Raw genomic sequence first — 25,574 nt, forward strand, 5'->3', positions numbered from 1 at the left:
CGATTCAGTTTCATTTTATTTCCAACGACTCATCCGAAGTGCATTAAAAACTACGGATATTGAACTGAGTGCCATCGCAAGCCCACTCACCCAAGGTAGAAGTAAACCCGATGCAGCAATCGGAATCCCAAGTAAGTTGTAACCAAGTGCCCATCCAAAGTTTTGTCTGATGTTGATCACAGTATCCTTACCGATCCGGATGAGATCCACGATCCTTTGGATGTCTCCATTCACAAGCACAACATCGGCTGTGTTAATCGCAACATCGGATCCCGTTCCCATTGCAATACCGACATCAGAAGCTGCAAGTGCCGGTGCATCATTGATTCCATCGCCGACCATTGCAGAATGGATTTGATTTGTTTTCAAGGTTCTGATGATTTTTGCTTTATCATCGGGACGAAGGCCGGAATGTACAGAATTGATTCCCACTAACTTAGCAACTTTTCTGGCAGAAGACTCATTGTCTCCTGTAAGTAGGATTGGTTCTACACCAATGGACTTTAATTCCGAAATGGCTTCTTTTGCTTCAGGTCTTAACCCATCTTCAATTCGAAAGGTTACCATCCCCTCCATCTTTCCCTGAATTCCCACAAAAACCAAACTGGATCCATCTTCAGTCCAAGGTTTTATGGTATTTGTGATTTCCGAATGGATGACAAAACCATTTTCTTCAACAAACTCCTGTTTACCGGCAACATATTGGTTCCCATTTTGTTCAGAATGGATCCCACCCCCAGGATAGGTTTTTGTAGAAACCATTTCTGACGTTTCACTCAACGATTTTTTTTCTTTTCCATAAGCAACAATGGCTTTTGCTAAGGGATGGTCAGAAGTTTTTTCCATTTCTACAATGTTACGAAATGCGGAATCAAATTCCGATTCATTAAGACCAAACTGAGTCACACCAGTTACCTTAGGTTTTCCTTCGGTGAGGGTTCCTGTTTTATCAAAGGCAATCCAATTGATTTTTGCAACGGATTCCAATGCTTCTGCACTCCGAAAGAGAACACCACGTTTTGCGGCCCGTCCTGTCCCAACGAGCAAGGAGATGGGTGTGGCGAGTCCCAAGGCACAGGGACAAGCAATCACTAAGATCGCAATACTAGTTTCAATAGCAGAAGTGATGACTCCTGGACTAATGACAAAGTACCAAACCATAAAATCGATCAAACTGATAGTGACCACAACCGGAACAAAATATGCTGAAATCCTATCAGCAATCCTTTGGATGGGTGCTTTGGTACCGAGTGATTCTTCCACAGAACGAATGATATGTGAAAGTGTGGTATCATTACCAACTTTTGTTGCTTTCACAACCAGAGAACCACTCCCATTCACAGTCCCACCTAAAATTGGATCACCTAATGTTTTTTCCACCGGCATACTTTCACCAGTTAACATCGATTCATCGGCAAAACTACTCCCTTCCGAAATGATCCCATCCATCGGGAACCTTTCCCCAGCTTTTACTAACACAAGGTCACCCTGTTTTAAATATTCATTCGGTACCTCTGTCCAAATTCCATTGGATAAGACAGATGCTTTTTCGGGACGAAGTTTGAGTAGAGCATTGATTCCATCACTACTTTTTCCTTTAGCAAAATGTTCAATCCACTTACCACCCAAAATGAAGGTGATTAGAACCGCAGAAGTTTCAAAATACAGTTCCTTTCCGAACACACTGTATCCGTAAGCAGCACTTGTTCCTATCACAACAAGGACATCCATATTTGCCGATCCATTCCTTAAGGCACGATAAGCAGACTTATAAAACGGAAATCCGATTAAAAATTGAACAGGAAAAGCAATTAACATTTGAACATACCGATCCATCAAAAAATGAGGCATAGGCATAAAACTTAAAAAACTAAAATGAGTGACCATCCCGTAGAACAATGGTAAGGAAAAAAATGCAGAAAGCAGGAACCGAATTTTTAAATTCCGAATTTGGTCTTTTTGTTTTTTTTCTGTTTCTGATTGTTTGCCTGCATCATGAACCAGTGCAGAATATCCTAGAGACTCTACTTTTTCTAAAAGCGAATTTACGCTGACCGAATCATCAGTTCGTAAAAAAACAGATTCCCGAGCAAAATTCACCCGAACATCCGTTACACCTTCCATTTTGGAAAGGCCCTTCTCGATGCGAAGGGCACAATTGGCACAGGTCATACCAAAAAGATCTAATGTTCGTTCCGTGGCATTATTTGAGATTTCCAAGGGAATATCCATCCTCACCTAACCGCTCTCTTAGTGTATTCAACTCAGAATCGGTTAAAGTTTCTTTTACTGATACAATTTGTTCTTCAACATTGGCTGTGGCTTCTTTACCATTTTCAGCAAAAACTCTTTCTACAGTTTTTTTACAATGCCCACAAGTCATTCCTTCAATTTTATAATTAACCATGATGATGCTCCTTTTTTTCCTCTATCACAACAGATAACGGAAGTTTGTGTTTTACATCCGCGCCTTTTTGAAAATTCCATTCGGGAGAAAGTATCAATTCTCCTTCGTTCACAGAACTTCCCTTAGGAATTTCACAATAAAAATGATCCGGGTGATTTGTACATTTTAAAGGGAATTCCTTACCTTTCGATACAACCTTACCTCGTAACTTCGAATTTTTGGAAGTAGGATTTTCAAAATTTATATCAAGTAGATACACTTTAAATCCCAAATTTTGGTAAGGAAGTACTTCTGTGTGAAATGCTCCTGGCATAGAAATCAAACCACCATGAGGGCCTGGTTTATGTTCTCCATGTGCAGCCATTTGCTGTGAACTGAGTAATGTTAGAAAAATTGTTAGTTTTATTAAATTTTTTGCTAGTTTCATGGTAACTCCTTTGTTAACATAAAACCAGTCTATACCTTCCAACTATTGGAAGGTCAATAGTCGATTCCAAATTTTTTTACTATTTTTCTATTTTTTTTTGGAGAAAAAATGAATATTGGAGAACTTTCAAAGGAAACAGGCGTCAGCACCAAACTCATCCGTCATTATGAAGGGATTGGTCTCATCGCAGAAGCTGGAAGAACAGAAAATGGATACCGGGTTTATAGTTCGGATGATATCCACTACCTACGTTTTATCAAAAGATCCAGAGAACTTGGTTTTCCATTGGATGATATAAAAAGTTTACTCGGGTTATGGAAAAACAAATCACGAAGTAGCAAACAAGTGAAATCACTTGCTGAAAAACACTTAAACGAATTAGATTTAAAACTAAAACAATTAAAAGATATGTCAGACACTCTTAAAAATCTTGTGAAACATTGTCATGGTGACCATAGACCGGATTGCCCTATTCTCAAAAATCTAGAACAAAGTGAGTTCACCAACTCATAATGAGACATGTTAACGTTCTTTTTTTAAAATGTCAGCGATAAGCCGAGTGGCCACTTCATTCAAATGGATATCACCTTTTTGTAACAAGTCCGTTCGATACCTCATCCATTTTCTCAAGTCGATTAACGGAATTTCATTTTCTTTTGTTAGTTGGATTAAATCGAGAACCAATTCCGAATCAAATTCCAACCATTTAGGATTCATTTTAAATCCAATGTTTTGGTAAACCTCGTAACGAGTTTTATCAAATTCAACTTCTAAAGGGATATAAACAACTCTTAGACGTTTGTCATCCTTTTCAATTTTATGTTTTAATCGGAGGAAAACTCGTTTCCACCTTTCAAAATCTTTTTTCGCAAACGTCTTTGTATCAAGGGAATTAGAAAGATAAGTAGGACTAATTTGAAACAAGGTTTTTAGTGGAAGGAAATCTATTTCTTCCTCTTGTTTTGTTTTTGTATCCGGAGCAAGATAAGGAAGTTGCGAAACCCTTTTCAGTTCTTCTTCCATTCGTTTTTGTATCGATTCAAAATAAGTTCCTTTTAAATACAACCTACTTGATTCAGGGAAAAAAAATGCAAATACATGGAAATACCATTTTTGATGGTTTACAAAATGTAAATAATCAGGTGTATCCCCTGTTTCATAAATATCATTTCCATAAACAAACAAATATACATCTTTTAATGGGAATGAAGGACTAACTTTTTCGTACATAGAAAATTCATTTTCCAAAGTGAATCCCGGGATACTTACGTTTATCCAATGGCAGTTCGTTTCTCGATTTAAAATTTCGGGGAAAGTATCCTTTTTAAATATCCCAGAACCAAAGGTTTGAGAATCACCTAATAACAAATAGGAACATGTAACATCTGTTTTTAAAGTACCAATGCGAAAACCGAATTCATTGATTTCGGAAAACTCTCTTTCTCCTTGCCGGAAAAAAGGAATCTTTTGGTTTACCGGAAAATGGTAATGGCCATAAGAAAAATGAAACCACCCAAAAGAATCTATGATTCTGCAAAAGGAAAGTAAAACAGAAAAGAAAAGTAAGGTGTACAAACCAAATTTGATAGGTTTGGATAAGTTTGTGGTTTGTTCTTTATCTTTTTTCATTGCAGATCTTAGGAATTCAGAAAGAATATACCTGTTTTCGATTTCTTATGGAACAATCAAAAAAAGCAATAGGTTTCTTCTTTGGTTTGGCAATTTTGGCTTTTGGTTTTTTGTTATTTTATACAAAACAAATAGAACCTTTCTCTGATTTTGCGTTAATAGAGTGGCAGATAAAACTCGCAAATCAGGGAATCTTCCACCTTCCTTACCAAAATCATTTAGAAGATCCTAACTTTCATTTTTTCCCCTTCCCCTCTCTATTTTTTCACATACAAAATGGATCTGCTTATTCCACATTTCCAAACCTCTATCCAATTTTATTTTCTCCGTTGTACGCAAGTTTTGGTCTTATTGGAATCAAAGTCGCACAATTTGTTCTATTTTTCTTTTCCATCTATCTTTTTTATCAAATCAATAAAAATGCAATTTCCGCAATACTTCTGTTATCTGGTTCAACAATATTCATCTATATTTTTCTAATCCATGAAACCATTTTATTTTTCTTTCTAGAAATTTTGATTTTGTATCTCTATCACAATCGGCGTACTGGCTTATCTGGATTTTTGGCTCTATGTTTGGTTTGGATGCGACCAGAAATGATTTTTGCTGTAGCCTTTCTTCCATTTTGTTTTTCAGAAAAACATAACTGGAAAAGATATTGGTTCGTTTTTTTGATTACAGGAATTGTTTTCTCTATAGTAAATCAATTTACCTTTGGGACTTTCGTTCCAATCCGTTTTTTTAAAAAACCCGAATACCAATTCCGTCCTGAAATCGCTTTCTATTTGTTCAAAATTACTTTAGAGCAAATTCCTATTATCTTTCTCTTTATCATATACTTAGTAAAGTCTTTCAAAAGAAAGGAATGGTTCTATCGAAACATATCGTTACTAACAATCACGACTATCATTATACTCATTTCACCAAACACGGGAGGACATAACACTCCTCGATATTTATTCGGACTCATCCCTCTATATATTTTGTTACTCCGAACAAATACAAACATAGAAAACAAAATTTCTAAACGATGGATCCTACTCTGTTTGGCGCTTTCTATTTATAGTTTAGTAACTCTTTGGAACCAAACCAAAGAATTGAAAAAAATTTCAAAATTTCAAACCAATACCTTAGAAGAATTAACGAAAATCGAAGATCAAATTCTTGTTTTTAATAACTCCGACTTTGCTTTTGTAGCTTTACCCCTCCTGGATAGAAAAAAAAATCTTTTGTTATTACAAAATCAAAATCATAGAGAAAACCTCATCACAATTCTAAATGCAAAAAATGCCAGTTCCTTTACTTTTTTGGAACTCCCACCTTCACCCATCCCCATAGGTGAAACCTTGAAGTTACCTGGCTGTAACATAAATTGTGAATTTCGAACCATTGAAACAAAGACCTTACCCAATGCCCTACTCCCCATTAAAGCAACCAGATACAAACGAATGTAAATTTAAACTTACAAGAAAGATATTTCTAAAATGATTTTCTCCTTGGATTTCTTTTGCTATTTGTTTGAATTCGACATATGAGCTCAAAACAATGTCCAAGCTGCGGTAGCACAAATATTTACCAAGAGTCTGCAACCACCTACCGATGTGGTGATTGTTTTGATAAGTTGCCAACAGGAAGTACAGTGGAACTTCCTCCACCAAAGGTTTACGGAACCTCCAAACAAAATTCACAGACAGGATCTTTGGGTAACTGGAAAAATCTAATGACAGGAATTGTTGTCGCTTGGCTCGTGTTAGGTTCTTCTGTATTCACATATTTTCAGAATATGACGTCGGGATCTGGCTCGTCCCAAGACAAAAATGTTACGATTCAAATTGATCCCAATTTGGAATCGATCGAAATCAATCCGGAAGGAGAGTTCCAATTTACATCTGCACTCCCTGACGTTATTGGTAACGTTTATGTTGTAGGAAAGTTTACCAACAAAAGCGGACAGAATTTACTGATGCCAAAATTTACTGTAGATTTACAAAATGCGGAAGGAACCAGTTTAACATCTGGATTCGGATATTCAGAAAAAAGTATTGTTCCGAATGGAGATTCTGCTAGTTTTTTAGTATTAATCGAAAAGGCACCTAACTATGACCACTATGATATATCAGTAACGGCCACAACCATTCCCGAACATAAGGCCATACAAGAACTTTCATTAAAACAAATTGATTTCAAACGAAACCAGTATAAAGAAATTGTAATGTTTGGGAAAATCCAAAACCGAAGTAATACAATAGCCAATTCCACAAGAATCACCTGTTTACTTTTAGATAAAAAAGATCAATCCATTGATTATGAATCGGTGAGTTTAGAAAAAGAAGATTTTTTACCTAAAGAATCACAAAATTTTCAAATTATATTTTCTAGGACGAAACAAATTCCAAACTCTTATTATTGTGAAACAAACTCTAGTATGAAAAATAATGAGTGAGATGAATGGGGATTAGTCCCAGTGTTTGTGTAGGACTTTATAAAAATTATCAATGGATTTGTCTAAGTTGTGAGAACGCCAGTATGGGTTGGCTTCCAAAGCATCTTGGACAGATTTGACAACTGCTCTTGTAAAACTCGTCCGATCGATCTTTGATCCCTTTTCCAATTTCTCAAAATTTGTATTCCTAATGGAAAGTTCTTTTTTGATAGCTGATGAAATGACAATTACCGCATCTTCTGCTGTTAGTCGATGTTCCATCACGAGTAACTCTGCAGCTTCTTTGATTAAAATTAATTGTCGATTGCTGACTGTCATAGGGAATCACACAACTCCATCACAAAGAGAATTGAAAAACAATTCAGAAACAAGAAATCCATTTGGAAAAATTCTTTCAAAATTTCCAATCAAATAAAAATAGTTTTAAACCTTGGCTATTGTAATCGAAATCAAGAACAATGATCTTTCTTTTGACGGACTCAGCGGATTCCGGGAAAGAATTATGTCTACCATCAAAAATGCAAAAGAAGATGTGGTTTTGGATCTTTCCGAGATCAGTATGTCCTTGGACAGCGCTACCATTGGCGAATTGATGAAGTTTCATTCGGCTTTGGAAGCGAGGCATCTCCAATTACAAATCCGCGGTGTCAACAAACTCATCCGCACGGTATTTCGCCTCAATAAACTGGATACAATCCTTCATCTCATTGATTAGCATACGGAAGAGTACGAATGTTCCTGATTTGAAGATGGAACCGTCTACAGGAAAAACTTACCTGTTGGGAAAAACTAACTCAAACTGAATCTTTTGCCCAGGAGTTACCTTCACTTTTCCTTTTATCTGCAAAACTAGTAAATTCATTAGTTTGATTCCAAACCCAGCCTCTGAATTTTCCAGAGAAAACGTTTCTGGTAAGGGCTCTCCATTGTCCGTGTAAATAAATAAAATTTGATCTTCTAGTTTTTGAATCTGAACTTCAATATTTCCTGAATCCACCGTACGAAAAGAATGTTTCACTGAATTACAAATGAGTTCATTCAAAATAATTCCCAAATTGTTAGCGATATCTGGTTTCACTACAATCGTCAGAGGAGAAACAAATTCAAAATTAATGATTTTTGGATATGTAGTTAAAATTTCCCGAACCAAATTAGGAATGTATTCTTTGAGATCAATTGCATTTGGATTTTGTGACCTGTACAAACGATCATACAAAGCCATCATACTTCTCAATCGACCTGCGGCTTCATCAAACTGTTCTTTCAAATGATCATCATTGGAAAAGTTTGCTTGCATTTTCAAAAGACTATAAACAGAGAATAAATTATTTTTGATTCGGTGGTGGACTTCTTGTAAAAGTAGTTCTTTTTCCTGTAACAACTGAGAAACTTTTTCTTCCGATTCAATGGTACGAGTGATTAATGTATGTAAGGCAAAAAACCGATTGATACTACCATCAATAGAACGTAAGGGAACAATGGTAGCGCTCACCCAATAAATAGATCCAGATTTGGTTCGGTTTCTAATTTCACCTTTCCAAACATAACCATTTTGTATCATATGATACATACGATCAAAAAATTCAGGAGAATGGAATCCCGAGTTCAACAAACGATGGTTATTTCCTACAAGTTCTTCTCTTGTATACATAGAAATTTCACAGAACCTGCCATTCACATAAGAAATCTGTCCACTTTTATCTGTAATCGCAATGATTGCATGTTCATCAAAAGCATGTTTCAATTGTGAAAATTCAAACTGAGACATTTTTAATTCAAAAAAATTCTTTTGATGAAGATCCACAGGTTTTGGTTGTAAATCGGTTGAACTAGAGTTTGAAACTACGGAGTTTCTATGAAGTTTAAAGTCTTTCCTAAGTTCTTCAGTAATGTCACGAGCAATGACAATGATCCTTCTATTACCATTGGAATCTGGTTGAAATTTTCCTCTGCATTCAAAGGTTAAAAAATGTCCGTTTTTATGAGCGATCCGCCAAATTCCCGTGGTTTCTGAACCTGGCATCTGTAAGTGTGAGATTTTTTCTCGAACATCTTTTTGATCCTCCGGATGAAAAAAATCATCTACCGAACGACCAAGAATTTCATGCCACTCGTAACCTAATCTATGTTTATGGAAAGAATTTGCGTAACTAATTTTTTCCAATGCATCCAACTCACAGACTAAATCAGGAATGTTTGAAAGTAAATCGTTGTAATTGGTTTGAAACATAGATTTGAATCTAACTAATCCGCAATTGGATCCAGAACTGGACTTTAGTACAGGATTATCATTCCATCCGAAATAGTCTATAAATTTAAAATAAACAAACTTTTTGAATCAATTGGATCCAATCCAGGCTTTTAAACTATGGAATGGTTCTAAGACTATTTAGAGATCTTTTTTCTTCTAAAATATTTGATTACTTCGGAATAAAGTATCATAACAACTGTTCCATGAAAAGCGAAAAGGTAAACATGGGGTGGAACTGGAGCAAAATAATAAACAGAACTTAAATCTGTATAAAAGAATATCCCACAGAGTAAAAACGAAAATCCAATACCCAGCCAAATGATCTTATTGGTAAAAAGATTCATTTGAAAAATGGATTCCGTCCTCGATCTCTTAGAAAGGACATTGGCAATTTGTACCGTAATTGTCGGAAAAAAGAAAGCTGTTAAAGATTGCAGATAACTGACGTTTGCCTCTGCCATGTTCAAACCTGGCGGAGAAGATGGCAGAATCCCATGACACTCAGTATATACAAAATAGAAATAAGTGGCTAAACAAGAAAAGAAAAGGATCATCCCTTCCACAAAATAAGACCTCAAAATAAAGCCGATAGAGATTAATTTTTCATTACGATGCCTAGGAGCCTTTAACATAATTCCTTTTTCCGGTGGTTCGGCACCTAGACCCATGGCCGGAATCAAATCTGTTCCCACATCCACCGCAAGTACACCCATAACAGTCATTAGTAGAGGGAATCCTGGAATCAATGCCCAAAGTAAAAAAGGAATGAGCTCTTGTGGATTTGAGTTCAAAACATAAGCAGAAAATTTACGGATATTATCAAAAACTCCCCGTCCTTCTTCAATGGCGTCCACAATCGTTGCAAAATCATCATCAACAATAATCATTCTTGCAGCTTCTTTGGCAACTTCTGTCCCTCGTTTTCCCATTGCGATTCCAATGTCAGCTTTTTTTAAAGCTGGTCCATCGTTCACTCCATCTCCTGTAACAGCCACAATTTCACCTAACTCTTGCAAAATGGAAACTATTCTCAATTTTTGTGAAGGGGAAACTCTTGCAAAAATAGGTTCTCCTTTACGAATCCATTCTTTAAGAGCAGAATCACTCATTTTATCAATGGTCACTCCGGTAATCACAACCGGTGTTTCTCCGCCAATACCAATCGAACGAGCAACAGACTCGGCAGTTAACGGATGATCTCCAGTAATCATTAAAATACGAATTCCTGCAGTATGGCACTTGGAAATGGCATCGGGAACTTTGGGCCGAATGGGATCAGCCAAACAACAATGCCCTAAATACACCATTCCAGATTCAAGTAGGACTGTTGTTTGCTCATCTTTTAAAATACTTAAATCCTCAAGTCCCTTGTAAGCAAAAGAAAGGACTCGATAACCTTGGCTTGCCGAACGATCAGAAACATTTTTTAAATTATTTTTTCTCGTATCATCTAACAAAACGACAGAACCATTTTCATACACATGTGTACAAATGGATAATATTTCAGAAGGGCCACCTTTGGCATAAACAGTGTAGGAAGAGTTATTTCCTTGTACCACTACACTCATTCTTTTTCTTACCGATTCAAAAGCATTCGTGTGAATTCGTTTTGCGCTGATTTCTTTGATTTGATTCTCAGCTAAATATAATAAAGCAAGTTCTGTTGGGTCCCCCAATGGATTTGGTTGTAAACTCGCGTTATTACAATAATATCCACAACTATATATAATTTGATTTCCCTGTTTCGATTCTAAATCTTTAGGTGTTAAGTTTTCTGAATCAAAATAAACTTCAACCACTCTCATCTCGTTCTGCGTGAGTGTTCCTGTTTTATCAGAACAAATAACAGTTGTACATCCTAATGTTTCTACACTGGACAGATCTTTTAAGATTGCATTCCTTTTGGCCATCCTGGACACACCAAGTGCTAAAGACAAAGTAACCGTAGGCAAAAGTCCTTCCGGAACGTTCGCAACAAAAATTCCTATAAAAAATATGAAGGCTTGGACAAAACTAAGACCGGCAACCAAATAACCCAAAAAAAGAAAGATAACTCCAATCACAAATGCAAATAAAGAAATAGAAATTACCGTCTGTTTTAATTGTTTTTGTAAGGGACTTTCTTCTCTTTTAATTTTGGAAGTCATTTTTGCAATCAAACCAATCTCAGTTGATTGCCCTGTTCCAAATACAACAGCTTTAGATTTACCTTTGATTAAGGAACTACCCGCAAAAAGAATATTTGGCATTTCCAACCAAAGAAATTTTCCTTCTAAAACAATTTCATTATCTGACTTATAACGTCTTGCTGATGTGGACTCACCCGTTAAAGAAGAATTATCAACCTCAACATCTTCTGATTCAATGATACGACAGTCAGCGGGAACAATGTCACCTTCAGCAAGCACAATGAGATCACCAGGAACAATTTCATCTGCAGGAATAGTGATTATATTTCCATCTCGAATGACGGGACATTCCTGAGCCAATAACCTCCGTAAGGCTTCGACTGCATGATCCGACTTAGATTCTTGAAAAAAAGAAAAAATTCCATTGATGACCACTACAATAAAAATAGCGATCCCAAGTTCTGGCATATCCACACCTGGCACAAAACACAAAGATGTTGCCACCCATAATAGAATTGCGAATAAACTAAAAAAACTTTTAAAAAATTTCCAAAGGATAGGTGTGGATTTTTCCTTTTCAATGGAATTTTTACCAAAAGTTTTTAATCGCGTTTTTGCTTCTATTTGGCTTAATCCATCTGATAAATTGGTTTGTAATTCAAAAGCAATCTGAGATTGATTTAAATTTTTATAACTTGGTTTCATCTCTGATTCGCCACGTTCCAGCACAGACAACACTTGAGATTTTGTATTACAAACAAGTAGTTCGTCTAAAATTTGTGGTAAAAGAGAAGAGAGGCCATGTAACAGTCGCAAATTAAGAGAAGGCTGAGTTTCAGGAACAATTTGAAACAAAATCAAATGTATCAATCGATCACCAAGAATTACCCCCTTAGGAAGAAGAAAGAAAAAAAGCTCTGGATTTTTGATGTATTTGGATCGAAAATGTGGAATTAATATATGAGGGCCAAAATATCCGAACAAACTGTCCGGAAAAGATTGAATTCTGTTTTGTAATTCTTCTTTGACAGGATCTTCAAGATCAATACGAGCTAACTCGCGACTGACATCTTCCCAAGTTTTGGCCTCATTCAGGATTTGAATCGAATTTACATTTAAGTATTCGAGAAGCATAGTCGAATCAAAGGGATTTTAAATCTAAATTATAAAAAAATCTCTTTAGCCGCCTTTGGGTAACGTGATTGAATTCCATCCCACCAAACATCGGAACTAAAAGCACCAGACTCTGAAATTTGCCACTTCCCATTTGTTTTTTTGAACAAAGCTTCCACATGACAACAATCATAAGGAATTTCTTCTGAAAGAGAAATTTCTTTTCCATCTTTCCGTTTGGCAGTTCCTCGAAACCAAGCGTAATCTCCCGAAACCTTAAAATGTTCTACCACAAAGACAAACTCTTGTTTGAATTCATTCGAAAGATTGGCACGTAATAGATCTAAAAGGTAAGTTCTTTCCTTTTCATTCGTTTTATTTTTTGTTTTGTAATCTAAAACAGAAGATTCTGCAAAAACACCCATACCAAACAATAAAATGATTCCAATGATATATATAAATCGTTTCAAATGAATCTCCTTCTTATCTTACCTTTGCTTTCTGAATCATTTTAAAAAATAAGGATGGGTATATGGTTTGCAAAAACAATCCAAATTTTTCTTTAATTCCAGAGATCACAACTTCACGTTGTTTGTTGGCAACTGCATGTAAAATTCTATGTGCACATAACTGAACTGGTAAACCAGCAGCAATTACTGAATCCATAGTCCCAGTAGTTGATCCGTCTCCTGTTAACGCATTTTTAGAAATATTTGTTTGGATAAAACCAGGATAGACCATAGTCACGTAGATTCCATTTCGTTCCTCTTCGGAACGTAAACAATGAAAAAATCCAACTAACGCGAATTTGGAGGCTGAATACGCTGATCGAAGCGGACTTCCTAATTTTCCCGCCACACTAGAAACCACTGCAAAATGAACTTCTTTTTTTCCAACAATTTGAGGTAACATTGCCCGAGTCATTTCCGCGGCCCCATAAAAATTGGTGTTCATAATTTTTTCGAGAGTGATTAAGTTTGTTTCTTTTGTTAAAGATCTTTGGCTAATTCCACCATTATGGATGACTACTTTTGGAATTCCATATTTCTGAAGACAACGTTTCGCAAAAACTGCTGTAGATTTATAATCTTCTAGATCTAATTTTTCAACCGCATAACGTCCTTTTTCTAAATGGAGTTCTTTGGCAAGGGCCTCAAGTGTTTTTGTTTTTCGGGAAGCAAGTAATACCTTTGCTTTTCGTTTGTATGCTTGGCTAACAAGTTCTTTTCCAATTCCAGAAGAGGCTCCCGTAATCCAAACCCATTCGTCCTTATAAAATTCGCTCATACGGTTTTCCCTCGTCTCAGTTCTCTTTTCCTAAGATTTCTACTAGATATGGATTTCCCACAACTTGTTTTTATTGGCCGATTGGATTTAGAAGGAGGAGAGGGGTCGATACCAAAAGACCCCTAATAACGAAAAAGGAATCAGATCCAAAAAAATAAATGGATCCGATTCCTAGAGGGTAATTTAATTCCCAGCCTGCCCAATACGAAAACTTGGACATTCTATACGGTAAGGAGAACGAATCCCCTCTTTATTTAAATAAATTCCCTCGTGAACCAATCGGTATTCCCCTGGCAATGTATCGGAATTTGTTTCCCAAATCAGTTCCAGGCTTTCTTCTGCCCTTCCCCAAAGCCCTCGTTTTTGGTAAAAGAATTTTGTATCAAAGTCGGAATCGGAGCGAACAGGATTCCAATCTGCTTTTTCTTTTGCCTCAACCCATAAATAAGAAGCAACTTTAGGATAACCGACGTTAGGATTTACTGCTTCCACTCGACAAGTAACCACTTCTCCTTTATGGTAAAACTCTGCTCCTGGTTGGATGACAGTTTGTGGTTTGGAAGAAACAGAATCAGAACCTGGAACCTTTAATGGATGAACCTTATCTGACAAATCCAATGGTTTGATCTCATTGGACGTTATCGGGTTTCCATTTTTTAATTCCAAAGACATCTTATGAAATTCCTGTCTTAGTGCATTTAAACTCTGTGGCCCGTGTAATGTATGACCACCTTCGTAGTTTTGTGTAGAATATTCTTCGGGAGTTGTGATATATCCAGAAAAATCATTTGTGAGTCCAGAAAGAACAATATCAGATGATTTATCTTTTAACACAGACTGAACTTCTTTTTTCAATCGTCTGCTAGACATCGTTGTAACTTCATGTGGCATCACTAAAATTGTCAAATCACCAATTAAGGTTAAACCGTAAGGAAGAATTTGTGGTAAACTAGGTAGCGGTTTTGTTTCTCCCATAGGGAATAAAACTGCTTTTGGATTTTGACATTCCCTAAGTTCTTCAGAAGGAGACTGTATCATAAACTTTGCGATCCAATCAATATAGAACCGTCTATTTTTATTTGTCATCCCTTCATGGAATAAAAAATGTCCCCCTCCTTCTTCTGTGGAACCAGCAGCAAATGCATAACCATAAGCGGATGGACAAGTAGTTTCTATTTTCCCAGTGCCAGAAAATTCAGGACTTACGGGATGTTTACTCATATCAATGAATCGTTGCGTAAAAGAAATACCACCAGACAGTCGTTTGCCGGATGATTTTAGGATTTGTTGACTAGCCAAAAACTGTCTTTTCCCAATGATAAAACTGCTATCATAAATGTCTTTTCCGGGACCAGTATTGTCAAGATTTAGGTTAGGAGAAACGTCACCTTCATTTGCTTGCGCAAAAATAGCAACAAAGCCATTTAACCCTTGTTTTTTGGCTTCTGCTTCAGAAAGTAAGGAAGCAATTCCCTTATTGTCCGAAGAAATCAAACGATTGTCAAAAGTGATATTCGTTGGATGGACACCATACCAGTTAACAAGACCAATGGGTATTCCTGCCACCGATACTGTAAGTTGTACCATCTCGCGATCAATATTATCCGAATATTGTTTTCTTTCTGGTTCTGGATTGGCGAGATAAGCAGAAAGACTTCTGTTGACTCCCGCTTCTCCCACAAAAGCCTTTCCAATGGTCAACTCTGCTGGTTTCATTTTCAAATAGGCATCCTTAATCGATTCAAAAATCCCATCTCTTAAAACAGCATAAGACTCAGCATAAAATTCTTTTGAATAAAAAGAAACTTCGGAATAATGAAAATGCCCAGCCGGGCCGCTATGGGTGTGAGATGCATTGATAAGAACATTCCCATAACCAAATCCCGGATCCACTTCAGCCTGAAGCCTTTTGACCACATCCCTTTGGATTTCAAAGGGAATCCCTCCAACCTCGGCAGTTACATAAGCCAAAAGTTTTTTGGAGTTTTGGTCTCGAATCACAAGCGAACGAGCAAACTGCCTGGTGTGGATTCCGAGCCCTGTTTGGTCTTCCCTTGCGTAACCCCAGAACATAACACCCACAGACGGCCCTGTGATGTCTTTTTTAGCCATAGCTGCTAAATATACCGGACTCTCCTGAGACCAAAGAGGGAGAGAGAAACATAAAAGTAAAACGGATAGAATTCGAAACTGCATATCTTTAGTTTATAGGGGTTGGTGGCAAAAGTCAATCCCGAACAATTGTCGACTAATTTTAGGGCTCAATCTGTTTTAGAAGACAAAAATCCATGATAACGAACCCCGATTGGGTAAGCAAGTTGCGAATTCCAGTCAGTAGAAAGGGTAACTCACTGAAGAAAGTAAGGACGAAACCAAAGAATCCCATGATACTGACGAATAACCATCTCTAAGGAAGTGATTATGTTTTCTTTACTCCAAACCAAACTGGGCAGATTCCGAATTTTAGCCTTTTTGGAGGGACTTTCTTTTCTCGCCATCCTCTTCGTAACGATGCCTCTAAAGTATCTCTTCCAAAACCCTGAACCAAACAAAATTGTTGGTCTCGTTCACGGCTTGTTATTCCTCTTGTACTTAGTAGAATTATTCCAAGTCAAAGTGGAATTGGAATGGAAGGCCAAAAAAACTTTACTCGCGGCACTGGCTTCCGTAGTTCCCTTTGGAACTTTTATTGCGGAAAAGTATTTATACTTAAAGTCTGATGCAGATGAGACCATTCCTTAAACACTCTTTAAAGATAATATTTGTATTCTTCCTTCTAACAGAGTCTATTTGGTCGATAGACCTCAGTGAAATTTTTGATAAAAAATCCATCGGAAGGGAAATTTGGATTCTAGAAGACAAATCAAAATCTCTCACAATTGACGATGTATTAAAGGAAGAAACAAATCAAAAATTTACACTTTCCAAAGAAGAAATTCCAAACTTTGGACAAACTAACTTTTATTACTGGATCAAAATTTCTTTAGAAAACAAAAACAAAACGCCGATCAATCGTGTACTTGAAATCGATTACAGTAATATCGATTTAGTAGAAGTTTATTCTGTATCCAACAATAAATACAAACTAACAGATAAATCGGGAATGATGTTCCCATTCTCAGAAAGAAATATTAACAATAGAAATTTCATATATCCTTTAGAATTAACAGGAGAATCTTCCCAAATCATTTACATCAAACTTTACAATGGAGGAGGACTTTCTGTACCTCTAACTATTTGGGAGAAGGAGAATTTTTCTTCGCACTATGCCGACATCCAACATGGATTAGGATTGTATTATGGTGTTATGTTGGTGATGATCTTATACAATTTTTTTATTTTCTTAAGTGTAAGGGATCTCAGTTATTTATATTACGTAACTTATATTTTCGGGTTTTTAGGATTACAACTGACACTGACGGGACATGGATTCCAATATTTATGGCCCAATTTACCTGAATTTCAGAGAAATGGATTTGTATTTTTTTCCGGATTCTGTGTTGCTTCACTCATTTTATTTACAAAACGTTTCCTAAATACAAAGGAAAATATACCAAGATGGTTAGATCAAACACTGAAAGTATTTTTTATCTTCCATCTCATTCAAATCCCATTTACCTTATTCTTTTCACCAGAAATCACAGTAAAAATTGGTTTATTATTAACCATCCCTGTTCCCATTCTGATTTTTACATCCGCAGTCATTAGTTTTTTCCGTAAGTTTAGGGCGGCACGTTTTTTCCTTCTCGCCTTTACCGTGTTAATTGTCGCCACTCTAATTGTAACATTTAAATACTTAAACTTAATTCCAGTAAACTTTTTCACGGAATATGGTCTATACATCGGGTCTGCTTCGGAAGTCATTCTACTTTCCATTGCCCTTGCCGATAGAATCAACATCATGAAACAGGAGAAAGAAGTTGCCCAGTCCAAAGCAATTGAAATGCAAAAAATTCTTACTGAATCTTACGCACGTTTTGTTCCCAAAGACTTTTTAGCTAATTTAGGAAAAGATACTATTTTGGATGTTAAATTAGGGGACCAAATCCAAAAATATATGGCTGTCCTTTTTAGCGACATTCGTTCTTTCACAACCTTATCGGAACAAATGAGCCCCGAAGAAAATTTTAATTTCATCAATTCTTATTTGGGAAGGATGAGTCCAATCATTCAAAAACACAACGGGTTCATCGATAAATTCATTGGAGATGCAATCATGGCACTCTTCGAAAGAAACATCACGGATGCTATTTTTGCAGGAGTGGACATGCAATTGTATTTAAAAGAATACAACTACCATAGGAATAAACAAGGATATGTTCCCATCCAAATTGGAATCGGCATTCACGCTGGATCTCTGATGTTAGGAACCATCGGCGCAGAAGAAAGATTAGAAGGAACAGTAATTTCAGATACAGTCAATCTGGCTTCACGTGTCCAAAACCTAACAAAAATATATGGTGCCAAAATTGCAGTGACTGAAGCAGCAATCCACGCCATCGATGATAAACACATTCAAAGTCTAGAATATAGATTTTTAGACCGAGTTCGGGTCAAAGGAAAAACGAAACCAGTTTCAGTGTACGAAATTCTAAATGGAGACGACCCCATCTTTTTGGAACAAAAACTAAACACAAAAGATTTGTATTTAGAAGCAACAGCAGCCTATCACTCAGAAAATTTTGCAGAAGCTAAGGAAAAATTTGAAGCGGTTGCCAAACGATTCCCTGAAGACAAAGCCACACAGTTATATTTGAAACGTTTGTTCCCAAGAACCTCCCCCATCTCTCCCATTCAGGACGAATTTCCCGAAGAAGAGGAATGAAAATAAGATAGTTTCCTTGCCGATTCTTTAGGGGGATTTTCTCTAGGATCATGAAAGCCCTATGGTTCCTATCTCTCCTTAGCTTTGTTCTTAACATGGGTATCAGCGCCCAGGCAAAGAAAGTGGCGAAAAAACCGATCCCACCGAAAGCGGAAATCCCACCTGAAATTGAGCGAACCATTCCCGAACCACCTAACCAATACCAGCTTCGATTAACTATGGAAAATGATGCTTTCGGAGGATTCTCTGATCGGTATTACACAAATGGTTCTCGATTGGAATTTCACATGACAGCCGGAGAGTCTAACCCCACTCGAAGGATTTTAGGTTATTGGAATAATTTATTTATTGTTAGTTCCGAAAAAACAAGATACTTACAAGGATTTGCGCTTGGGCAGGAATTTTATACACCGACAAACATAACAAAGGCGGATGTTTCTTACGGAGACCGACCTTACTCCAGCCGGGCCTATTTCAGTAATTCCTTAACCACTGCAACCGAAGACACAAGTATCACAACCGAATTGGAAGTGGGGATGATTGGACCTGCTGTGGGTGGTAAATCGGCGCAAATGAACTTTCACAACTTAATTGGCTCACCAACACCACAAGGATGGGACAGTCAAATTCCAAATTCCTATTCAGGTGCGTTACGAACTGATGTTCGTAAATTCCACCATCGTTTTTTCGGGACTCAATACAATGTAAATTTAGGAAATATCCAAACAGATGTTTCCTTTGGATTAATATTCAGGTTTGGTAATGTAGATAAAACTCCTGGACCTGGAACTTCTGCATTACAACCAGGCCCTCCTATCCTCCATGAAGATGGAAAAGGATATTGGTATTTTTATATAAATCCTGGTGGAACATTCCAACTTTATAATGCAACAATCCAAGGACAAATAGGAACAGATAAAACTTATAAAAATCAAAACAGAAGTACAGCCTTTAGTAACTGGGACAATTATTTGAATAACCCAACACCAGAAGCAGGCGAAAGAGAAATTCAATACAGAGCCCTCTCGGAAGACAACGGGCGTAACTCTCTTCAGAGGTATATTTTGTTTAATGAATTTTTGGTAAAAGGTACGAATAACCCTTATAACATTGGACTCAACTATTTAATTTTTAATAATATCTTTAACGGTGCAGAAGATATAGAACAAGCAACTCGAGTATTTTTACTAAAAAACCTACTCGACCAGTGGGAACAAATCCCAGATAACGCACGTGCTTTGGCCATTTATTCCATTTTTAGACCAGAAGGTGGCAAACTACCGCCGATAGTCCGATTATATTCCTACGAAGTTTTGTCACAGTTTATCTTAGATCCCAAACAAAGAGAAATCCTTTTACAGTTGTTACGTGATGAAATAGAATACCGAGATGAAAAAACTTATGTAGCAGACTTAAAACGAGCCGTTGGTTTCGTTCGGGCAGGTTTTGTTTCCGTATCAAACGCTGGTTTTTTATTCGGACTCCATTACAATTACCAAACCATCGATTTTCAATCCGCAAAGGGATTACCGCAACAACACCAATGGATAGGTTTCCAATTAGGCAAAGTTTTCTAACGAACAGTTTGTAATTAGAATCACTATTAAAGAAAATTGAACCGGTGTCAAAATAATTGTCGCCAAAGATGGCATCTATCTTTGACACTATGCGATCATGAACAATCACAATTTAGGTGGACGACTTTGGTCTGTACTCATTCTATTTGGTCTCGTTGGACAAATTGCTTGGGCAGTAGAAAATATTTATTTTAACTTATTTATTTATAATACCATTTCTAAAAGTACTTCGTCCGTCACACTGATGGTACAACTCAGTGGAATTGTGGCAACCTTCACCACTCTCATCGCAGGAATCTTAACCGACAAAGTAGGCAACAGAAAGTATTTTATTTCTATCGGTTATCTTCTCTGGGGGCTTTTAACACTTTCTTTTGCTTTTATTTCCAAAGAAAATACGGCGGAATGGTTTCAACTTTCTGACACAACCCAAATCATTAGCCTAACAATCACGATTGTAATTACTCTCGACTGTATCATGACCGCATTCGGATCCACTTCTAATGACGCTGCATTTAATGCATTCGTTACAGATAACACGGGAGAGGCGAGAAGTCTTGCAGAAGGTGTGCTTTCGGCAATGCCTCTTCTTGCAATGTTAATAGTTGCGGGAGGATTTGGAATCATTGTAAACGCTCTCGGTTATCCTGGTTTGTTTGTTTCCGTAGGAACTATGATGTCTGTATCAGGTCTCATTGGTATTTGGCTCATCAAAGACAACCCAAACCTAAAGAAACAAGATACAAATTTTCTTTCCGATATTAGTTATGGATTCAAAATCAAAGTAATCCGCGAAAATCAAAAACTTTATCTTTATTTTTTTGCCATGGGGATTTATGGAATCGCCAGCCAAATTTATATGCCTTATCTCATCATTTATATGCAAGAGTATTTAAAATTTGATGTTATACAGTATTCCATTGTCCTTGCGGGTGTTATCCTTGGAGCTAGTTTGATTACGGTTTTACTTGGAAAATATTTTGATGGAAAAAATAAAGATAAACTACTCATTTACTTCTCCATTTTATATATTTTTGGAATGATATCTTTATATACTATGTCAAAAACTATCGACTTAAATCTAAAAACACAAGTTATGTGGTTTACTGGATTTACAAGTCTAATTTTGATTACAGGATTTGTTCAAGTATTGGCCCTACTCGGTGCACAAATACGTGACAACACACCGACAGCAAACACAGGAAAACTACAAGGAATCAGGATGATATTTTTTGTTCTTATCCCGATGTACGTAGGCCCTATGATTGGCGAATTTATTAACGAAAGAACCAATCTGACTTATGTCGATCCAGTGAATGGTTTAACGGCGCATGTCCCCTCCCCTGAGATTTTTTTATTCGGAGCCATCGTTTGTTTTTTTATCTTCATTCCCATTTCTCTATTATTTAAAGGCAAACAATCATAATGAAAATTCCTCATTCAGAATATCCGCGTCCTCAGTTAGAACGGAATAGTTACATCAATTTAAATGGTGAATGGGATCTTCGCCATGGCATTTCTGGTAACAATACAAAAACCCAATATAAAATCAATGTCCCCTTCTCCCCCGAATCCAAAGCCAGTGGCCTAGGAAATTTCATTCTACAGCCAGAAGAAGAATTAATTTATGAACGGGAGTTTGAGCTACCTTCTTCCTTTCTTAAAGATATCACCTTACTACATTTTGGTGCAGTTGATTATAGTTGTATCTGTTATATTAACGACAAGGAAGTAGGAACACATAAAGGAGGTTTTCTTCCATTCTATTTTGATATATCTTCCTACATAAAAAACGGTAAAAACAAAATCCAGGTAAAAGTTACAGATCCCACAGACACGGGAGTCCAATCTAGAGGAAAACAAAAATTAAAAAGAGGCGGAATTTGGTATACTCCGCAATCTGGAATTTGGCAAACAGTTTGGTTAGAAAGTGTATCCAATGATTATGTAAAGGATATCAAAATCACACCAAATATTGATACAAAGTCTGTAGAAATTATCATAACCACTAACGACCCAAATCCCACCATACAAATATTAGATGAAAAAACAGTAATAGCAGTAGTTTCAGGCAATCACGTAAATATAACAATTCCAAATATGGAACTCTGGTCACCAGAGAATCCAAAACTATATTACATTCTTGCCAAAACCGCAGGAGACAGTGTTAAATCCTATTTTGGTATGAGAAAATTTTCCATTGGATTCGATGGAAAATTCAAAAGATTATTTCTGAATAATCAACCATACTTTCACAACGGACTTCTTGACCAAGGTTATTGGTCAGAAGGATTACTCACTCCACCTAGCGATGAAGCAATGGAAAAAGAAATCAAACTAATGAAAGACATGGGTTTTAATATGTTACGCAAACATATTAAAATTGAACCTTTACGTTGGTATTACCATTGTGATCGGTTGGGGATTCTGGTTTGGCAAGATTTTGTTTGCGGAGGTGGAGCTTACGAAACTTGGAAAGTTGCTTATTTACCTTTTATTGGTTGGAAAACCAAAGATACTAAATACAAATTTTTAAACCGAACAGATGAGGTAGGCAGAAAAGAATTCATAACCGAAATGGATGAAACAGTTAATTTGCTAAAAAACACTGTATCACTTTCCGTTTGGGTATTGTTTAACGAAGGTTGGGGACAATTTGACAGCATCCAACTAACAGAAAAACTAAAAACTTTAGACAATACAAGAACCATTGATAGTGTGAGTGGATGGTACGACCAAGGCAAAAACAGCAGTGACTTAAAAAGTTTACATCTATATTATCAAAAATTAAAAGTTCCAAAAAAAGAAACTAGAGTTATTGTATTATCAGAATTTGGTGGATACTCATTAAAAACAGAGGGCCATGTTTACGATAATGATAAACTTTTTGGATACAAAATTCTTCCAGACAAAAAAAGTTTGGAAAAAGAATATAGAAGTTTGATTGAAGAACAATTAATTCCCTTAATCGAAAAAGGGCTCAGCGCATCCATCTATACACAAGTCAGCGATGTTGAAGAAGAAATTAATGGGCTTGTCACTTATGACAGAAAAGTCATTAAGTTTGATATTGAATTTATGCAAGAACTCAATGCAAAAATTAGTTATAAGTAGGATTCGAATTTGGAATTAGTTACCAACCATCCATTCACCACAGTTTTTTTAGTTTTTTGTTTAGGATTTATTTTCTATTATATCTTTGAGGTAAAAGAAACGCCGGTTCTACGTTTCAGCGAATCTGAATTTTTATTACGTGTGATCGAAAAATCACCAAATCTAACAAATCCATACTATCCAACCTTCTGGTGTTTTAACCAACATCTAATGTTGTTATTACTCATGTTTAGAGAATACCGCACCAAACCATTTACTTATGATCAATTTGAACAATTAAAAATGAAAGATGGAGGGATCACTGGACTTGCTTGGTCAGGAATCCAAGTTGGTTCCGAAAACAAGGACACTCCCATTGTTGTTCTTTTCCATACCATTAGCGGTGATGAACAAGATGTAAAATCAACAGTCAAATATTTGCGAGAAACATTCGGTTGGATGGTCGTTGTTTGTATCCGCAGGGGCCACGGGAACCTCCCACTTACCAAACCAAAAATTAACACTATGGGATCTACTTCTGACTTAAAGGAACAGTTGTCATACATTCAAAAAAGATTCCCAAAAAGACAACTGTTAGGTGTAGGAATCTCAGCAGGATCGGGACTTCTCGCAAGGTATTTAGGGGAAGCGGGAACAAAAAGTCAATTCATTGCAGCCGTGGCTGTATCCCCGGCTTATGATATTGAAAAGGCCTTCCATCGTGTTCATCCTGTTTATAGTAAAATTATGGGACAAAGGCTGATTAATTATTTTTTAAAAAATCATTATGAGACTCTATCCAATGTAAATGGTGTAGATAAACTTCTAAAAATCAAAACTATCGGAGAATTTCAAGACCAACTACATACCATTTCTGGATATAAAGATAAAGAAAAGTATTATTATCACTCCAATCCAGTGTTAGTTGCAAAGAATATTAGGACTCCACTGCTTGTTTTAAATTCAGCAGATGATCCAATCTGTGTGAATCAAAATGTAATCGAAAATTTGCATTGGTTAGAAACTCTTCCCAACACCATTCATGTACATACGAAAAGAGGAAGCCATATCGCCTATTTCCAAGGTCTCAGAGCCAAATCTTGGTCTGATACCATCATAGGTGAGTATTTTTCTGCTGTTCTCATGGAAAAATCGCCAAAACTAAAATCGAAACAGAAACAGAAATCAAAACAGAAAAAAATCTAATTTGTTTTTGAACGAAATACCTGTGGAGAAACTCCATAACGATCCATAAAAAGTTTATGGAAAGAAGATTTTGAATTAAACCCAGAAGAATAAATGATACTGATGATTGGCATCTCAGGTTTTTCTTTTAGAAGTCTAGCAGCTTCTGACAAACGAAAGCCATTCACATAATTACGGAATGTATAACCCAGCTTCGCATTTAAAATCTCCGAAAGTTGATGGGTATTTAAATCTAAATGTTTTGCTAAAGAAGCCAGAGTGAGATCTTCATGCAAATACAATTGATTAAGATTCATAAGATCACCGAGTCGTTGCAAAACTTGAGAAACATCTATCCCTTTCACTCGGCTCTCCTGATAACGAGCCAATCTTGTTTCTAATTTAAATTTCAAAATTAAATCTTTATGATTCATTTTTAAAACCAAAAGAAGAACGAGAAGTGATGTTAAAGCAAAACAAGCCAACAGAAACAGGGACATAAAAAATAGTTGTGACAAAACGAACAGAACAACCACAAACAATGAAAAAAACAAAAAAGATATAAAAGGTAAAAAAGAAGATTGGATGTTCTCCATCGAATCCAATTTCCAAACAAACATTCGGACGAGAAAAAAACTTATATAACCAAGAATCGACACAACACTGATCCCCAGTAAAACCAGAATGGAATCAACATAAAAAAGATTTGTCTGTATTTCGAAGCCAAACTTAGAAATTAGATCCCCCAATGGCCGGAAAAGAAAAACATACAAAACAGAAAGAAGGCTTGGTAAAAAATGAAAAAAACGAATTTTATAGACCTCTCCTCCACTCATCTCCTCAAAAAAAATATAACCTAGTGGCCCAATGAGAAGAAGACAAGGGATATGAATTCCATAAAAGAACGATTCAAAATGAATTTCCTTTGTAAGCTCTGCATATATATGAAGTAACAAAATTGTTAAGGAAAAAAACAAAAACGTAGCAGTATATTTGTATAAAAAACTCAAATTGAATTTTGAACTTAGGATACCAGAAGAGGTAACTTTTAGCGGATTTTTTTCTTTTCTTTCCTTATCTTTTTGTATGGTTTCCATCCAAGAAGATAGAGCCAAAAGAAAGGCGACAACGGCCCCCGTAAAAGGAATTAAATTCATAACACAATTAAGAAAACCAAAAATTCGTTGTCTATTTTTTTACAAAAACCC

Annotated in this window: 21 protein-coding genes; 10 read left to right on the top strand and 11 right to left on the bottom strand. The window is 36.3% G+C overall.

Annotation, left to right across the window (positions count from 1 at the left end):
• Window positions 1-15: 15 nt before the first annotated feature.
• The 3 genes from EHQ16_RS09040 to EHQ16_RS09050 are packed head-to-tail and all read right to left on the bottom strand — an operon-like array spanning window position 16 to window position 2,834.
• Entirely contained in the window at window positions 16-2,232 is a 2,217-nt protein-coding gene (locus EHQ16_RS09040; RefSeq protein ID WP_208742269.1) for a heavy metal translocating P-type ATPase, read from the bottom strand.
• Window positions 2,204-2,407, bottom strand: a complete 204-nt coding sequence (locus tag EHQ16_RS09045) for a heavy-metal-associated domain-containing protein (RefSeq protein WP_135631668.1) — start codon at window positions 2,405-2,407, stop codon at window positions 2,204-2,206. Before EHQ16_RS09045 ends, EHQ16_RS09040 begins: the two co-directional genes overlap by 29 nt.
• Window positions 2,400-2,834, bottom strand: coding sequence for a hypothetical protein (locus tag EHQ16_RS09050; protein ID WP_135631669.1), 435 nt, complete (start codon window positions 2,832-2,834; stop codon window positions 2,400-2,402). Before EHQ16_RS09050 ends, EHQ16_RS09045 begins: the two co-directional genes overlap by 8 nt.
• A gap of 108 nt (window positions 2,835-2,942) precedes the next feature.
• Between EHQ16_RS09050 and cueR the strand changes: the two genes are divergently transcribed.
• On the top strand, window positions 2,943-3,347 hold the full coding sequence (cueR, locus tag EHQ16_RS09055; RefSeq protein WP_135631670.1) for a Cu(I)-responsive transcriptional regulator: 405 nt from the start codon (window positions 2,943-2,945) through the stop codon (window positions 3,345-3,347).
• A 9-nt stretch (window positions 3,348-3,356) separates the two neighbouring features.
• Here cueR and EHQ16_RS09060 read toward each other — a convergent pair whose 3' ends face one another.
• A complete protein-coding gene (locus tag EHQ16_RS09060) occupies window positions 3,357-4,463 on the bottom strand; it encodes an SGNH/GDSL hydrolase family protein (protein WP_135631671.1) in 1,107 nt (368 codons plus the stop codon).
• A 47-nt stretch (window positions 4,464-4,510) separates the two neighbouring features.
• Between EHQ16_RS09060 and EHQ16_RS09065 the strand changes: the two genes are divergently transcribed.
• Both EHQ16_RS09065 and EHQ16_RS09070 read left to right on the top strand, forming a co-directional pair.
• A complete protein-coding gene (locus tag EHQ16_RS09065; RefSeq protein WP_135631672.1) occupies window positions 4,511-5,917 on the top strand; it encodes an LA_3751/LA_3752 family putative glycosyltransferase in 1,407 nt (468 codons plus the stop codon).
• A gap of 77 nt (window positions 5,918-5,994) precedes the next feature.
• Entirely contained in the window at window positions 5,995-6,906 is a 912-nt protein-coding gene (locus tag EHQ16_RS09070) for a hypothetical protein (RefSeq protein WP_135631673.1), read from the top strand.
• A gap of 12 nt (window positions 6,907-6,918) precedes the next feature.
• On the opposite strand, the gene EHQ16_RS09075 is transcribed toward EHQ16_RS09070, so the two are convergent.
• Entirely contained in the window at window positions 6,919-7,224 is a 306-nt protein-coding gene (locus EHQ16_RS09075; protein WP_135631674.1) for a hypothetical protein, read from the bottom strand.
• Window positions 7,225-7,408: 184 nt separating this feature from the next.
• On the opposite strand from EHQ16_RS09075, the gene EHQ16_RS09080 reads away from it, so the two are divergent.
• Entirely contained in the window at window positions 7,409-7,621 is a 213-nt protein-coding gene (locus EHQ16_RS09080; protein WP_244242015.1) for an STAS domain-containing protein, read from the top strand.
• A gap of 57 nt (window positions 7,622-7,678) precedes the next feature.
• Here EHQ16_RS09080 and EHQ16_RS09085 read toward each other — a convergent pair whose 3' ends face one another.
• From EHQ16_RS09085 to EHQ16_RS09105, 5 genes are all read right to left on the bottom strand, one after another.
• The gene (locus tag EHQ16_RS09085; RefSeq protein ID WP_135631676.1) at window positions 7,679-9,136 is read right to left on the bottom strand and encodes a PAS domain S-box protein; all 1,458 of its coding nucleotides are present in this window, start codon (window positions 9,134-9,136) and stop codon (window positions 7,679-7,681) included.
• Window positions 9,137-9,291: 155 nt separating this feature from the next.
• Window positions 9,292-12,420 carry an HAD-IC family P-type ATPase gene (locus EHQ16_RS09090; RefSeq protein ID WP_135631677.1) on the bottom strand — a complete coding sequence of 1,043 codons (3,129 nt, stop codon included), beginning with the start codon at window positions 12,418-12,420 and terminating at the stop codon, window positions 9,292-9,294.
• 29 nt (window positions 12,421-12,449) lie between these two features.
• On the bottom strand, window positions 12,450-12,824 hold the full coding sequence (locus EHQ16_RS09095; RefSeq protein WP_322113153.1) for a hypothetical protein: 375 nt from the start codon (window positions 12,822-12,824) through the stop codon (window positions 12,450-12,452).
• 58 nt (window positions 12,825-12,882) lie between these two features.
• Window positions 12,883-13,686 carry an SDR family NAD(P)-dependent oxidoreductase gene (locus EHQ16_RS09100; RefSeq protein WP_135631679.1) on the bottom strand — a complete coding sequence of 268 codons (804 nt, stop codon included), beginning with the start codon at window positions 13,684-13,686 and terminating at the stop codon, window positions 12,883-12,885.
• A gap of 183 nt (window positions 13,687-13,869) precedes the next feature.
• Window positions 13,870-15,882 (bottom strand): neutral/alkaline non-lysosomal ceramidase N-terminal domain-containing protein, encoded by a 2,013-nt coding sequence (locus EHQ16_RS09105; RefSeq protein WP_135631680.1) that lies wholly within the window; start codon window positions 15,880-15,882, stop codon window positions 13,870-13,872.
• Window positions 15,883-16,107: 225 nt separating this feature from the next.
• Between EHQ16_RS09105 and EHQ16_RS09110 the strand changes: the two genes are divergently transcribed.
• The 6 genes from EHQ16_RS09110 to EHQ16_RS09135 all read left to right on the top strand — a co-directional run bounded on the left by EHQ16_RS09110 (window position 16,108) and on the right by EHQ16_RS09135 (window position 24,387).
• A complete protein-coding gene (locus tag EHQ16_RS09110) occupies window positions 16,108-16,428 on the top strand; it encodes a DUF3817 domain-containing protein (protein ID WP_135631681.1) in 321 nt (106 codons plus the stop codon).
• Entirely contained in the window at window positions 16,406-18,511 is a 2,106-nt protein-coding gene (locus tag EHQ16_RS09115) for a 7TM diverse intracellular signaling domain-containing protein (protein WP_135631682.1), read from the top strand. The genes EHQ16_RS09110 and EHQ16_RS09115 overlap by 23 nt, the downstream gene beginning before the upstream one ends.
• A 50-nt stretch (window positions 18,512-18,561) precedes the next feature.
• A complete protein-coding gene (locus EHQ16_RS09120; protein ID WP_135631683.1) occupies window positions 18,562-20,088 on the top strand; it encodes a lipid A deacylase LpxR family protein in 1,527 nt (508 codons plus the stop codon).
• Between the two features lie 97 nt (window positions 20,089-20,185).
• Window positions 20,186-21,514 (top strand): MFS transporter, encoded by a 1,329-nt coding sequence (locus EHQ16_RS09125; RefSeq protein WP_135631684.1) that lies wholly within the window; start codon window positions 20,186-20,188, stop codon window positions 21,512-21,514.
• Window positions 21,514-23,202, top strand: coding sequence for a glycoside hydrolase family 2 protein (locus EHQ16_RS09130; RefSeq protein ID WP_167482649.1), 1,689 nt, complete (start codon window positions 21,514-21,516; stop codon window positions 23,200-23,202). Before EHQ16_RS09125 ends, EHQ16_RS09130 begins: the two co-directional genes overlap by 1 nt.
• Window positions 23,203-23,211: 9 nt before the next feature.
• On the top strand, window positions 23,212-24,387 hold the full coding sequence (locus tag EHQ16_RS09135; RefSeq protein WP_135631686.1) for a YheT family hydrolase: 1,176 nt from the start codon (window positions 23,212-23,214) through the stop codon (window positions 24,385-24,387).
• Here the strand turns inward: EHQ16_RS09135 and EHQ16_RS09140 are convergent.
• Window positions 24,384-25,523, bottom strand: a complete 1,140-nt coding sequence (locus tag EHQ16_RS09140) for an AraC family transcriptional regulator (RefSeq protein ID WP_135631687.1) — start codon at window positions 25,521-25,523, stop codon at window positions 24,384-24,386. The two genes, EHQ16_RS09135 and EHQ16_RS09140, sit on opposite strands and share 4 nt — an antisense overlap.
• Window positions 25,524-25,574: the final 51 nt, after the last annotated feature.

This window comes from Leptospira kanakyensis (genome assembly GCF_004769235.1).
Taxonomy (GTDB): domain Bacteria; phylum Spirochaetota; class Leptospiria; order Leptospirales; family Leptospiraceae; genus Leptospira_A; species Leptospira_A kanakyensis.

Bases quoted from the DNA above. Each gene is read 5' to 3' on its own strand.
- EHQ16_RS09040 (WP_208742269.1), bottom strand. From the start codon at position 2,232: ATGGATATTCCCTTGGAAATCTCAAATAATGCCACGGAACGAACATTA.
- EHQ16_RS09045 (WP_135631668.1), bottom strand. From the start codon at position 2,407: ATGGTTAATTATAAAATTGAAGGAATGACTTGTGGGCATTGTAAAAAA.
- EHQ16_RS09050 (WP_135631669.1), bottom strand. From the start codon at position 2,834: ATGAAACTAGCAAAAAATTTAATAAAACTAACAATTTTTCTAACATTA.
- cueR (WP_135631670.1), top strand. From the start codon at position 2,943: ATGAATATTGGAGAACTTTCAAAGGAAACAGGCGTCAGCACCAAACTC.
- EHQ16_RS09060 (WP_135631671.1), bottom strand. From the start codon at position 4,463: ATGAAAAAAGATAAAGAACAAACCACAAACTTATCCAAACCTATCAAA.
- EHQ16_RS09065 (WP_135631672.1), top strand. From the start codon at position 4,511: ATGGAACAATCAAAAAAAGCAATAGGTTTCTTCTTTGGTTTGGCAATT.
- EHQ16_RS09070 (WP_135631673.1), top strand. From the start codon at position 5,995: ATGAGCTCAAAACAATGTCCAAGCTGCGGTAGCACAAATATTTACCAA.
- EHQ16_RS09075 (WP_135631674.1), bottom strand. From the start codon at position 7,224: ATGACAGTCAGCAATCGACAATTAATTTTAATCAAAGAAGCTGCAGAG.
- EHQ16_RS09080 (WP_244242015.1), top strand. From the start codon at position 7,409: ATGTCTACCATCAAAAATGCAAAAGAAGATGTGGTTTTGGATCTTTCC.
- EHQ16_RS09085 (WP_135631676.1), bottom strand. From the start codon at position 9,136: ATGTTTCAAACCAATTACAACGATTTACTTTCAAACATTCCTGATTTA.
- EHQ16_RS09090 (WP_135631677.1), bottom strand. From the start codon at position 12,420: ATGCTTCTCGAATACTTAAATGTAAATTCGATTCAAATCCTGAATGAG.
- EHQ16_RS09095 (WP_322113153.1), bottom strand. From the start codon at position 12,824: ATGGGTGTTTTTGCAGAATCTTCTGTTTTAGATTACAAAACAAAAAAT.
- EHQ16_RS09100 (WP_135631679.1), bottom strand. From the start codon at position 13,686: ATGAGCGAATTTTATAAGGACGAATGGGTTTGGATTACGGGAGCCTCT.
- EHQ16_RS09105 (WP_135631680.1), bottom strand. From the start codon at position 15,882: ATGCAGTTTCGAATTCTATCCGTTTTACTTTTATGTTTCTCTCTCCCT.
- EHQ16_RS09110 (WP_135631681.1), top strand. From the start codon at position 16,108: ATGTTTTCTTTACTCCAAACCAAACTGGGCAGATTCCGAATTTTAGCC.
- EHQ16_RS09115 (WP_135631682.1), top strand. From the start codon at position 16,406: ATGCAGATGAGACCATTCCTTAAACACTCTTTAAAGATAATATTTGTA.
- EHQ16_RS09120 (WP_135631683.1), top strand. From the start codon at position 18,562: ATGAAAGCCCTATGGTTCCTATCTCTCCTTAGCTTTGTTCTTAACATG.
- EHQ16_RS09125 (WP_135631684.1), top strand. From the start codon at position 20,186: ATGAACAATCACAATTTAGGTGGACGACTTTGGTCTGTACTCATTCTA.
- EHQ16_RS09130 (WP_167482649.1), top strand. From the start codon at position 21,514: ATGAAAATTCCTCATTCAGAATATCCGCGTCCTCAGTTAGAACGGAAT.
- EHQ16_RS09140 (WP_135631687.1), bottom strand. From the start codon at position 25,523: ATGAATTTAATTCCTTTTACGGGGGCCGTTGTCGCCTTTCTTTTGGCT.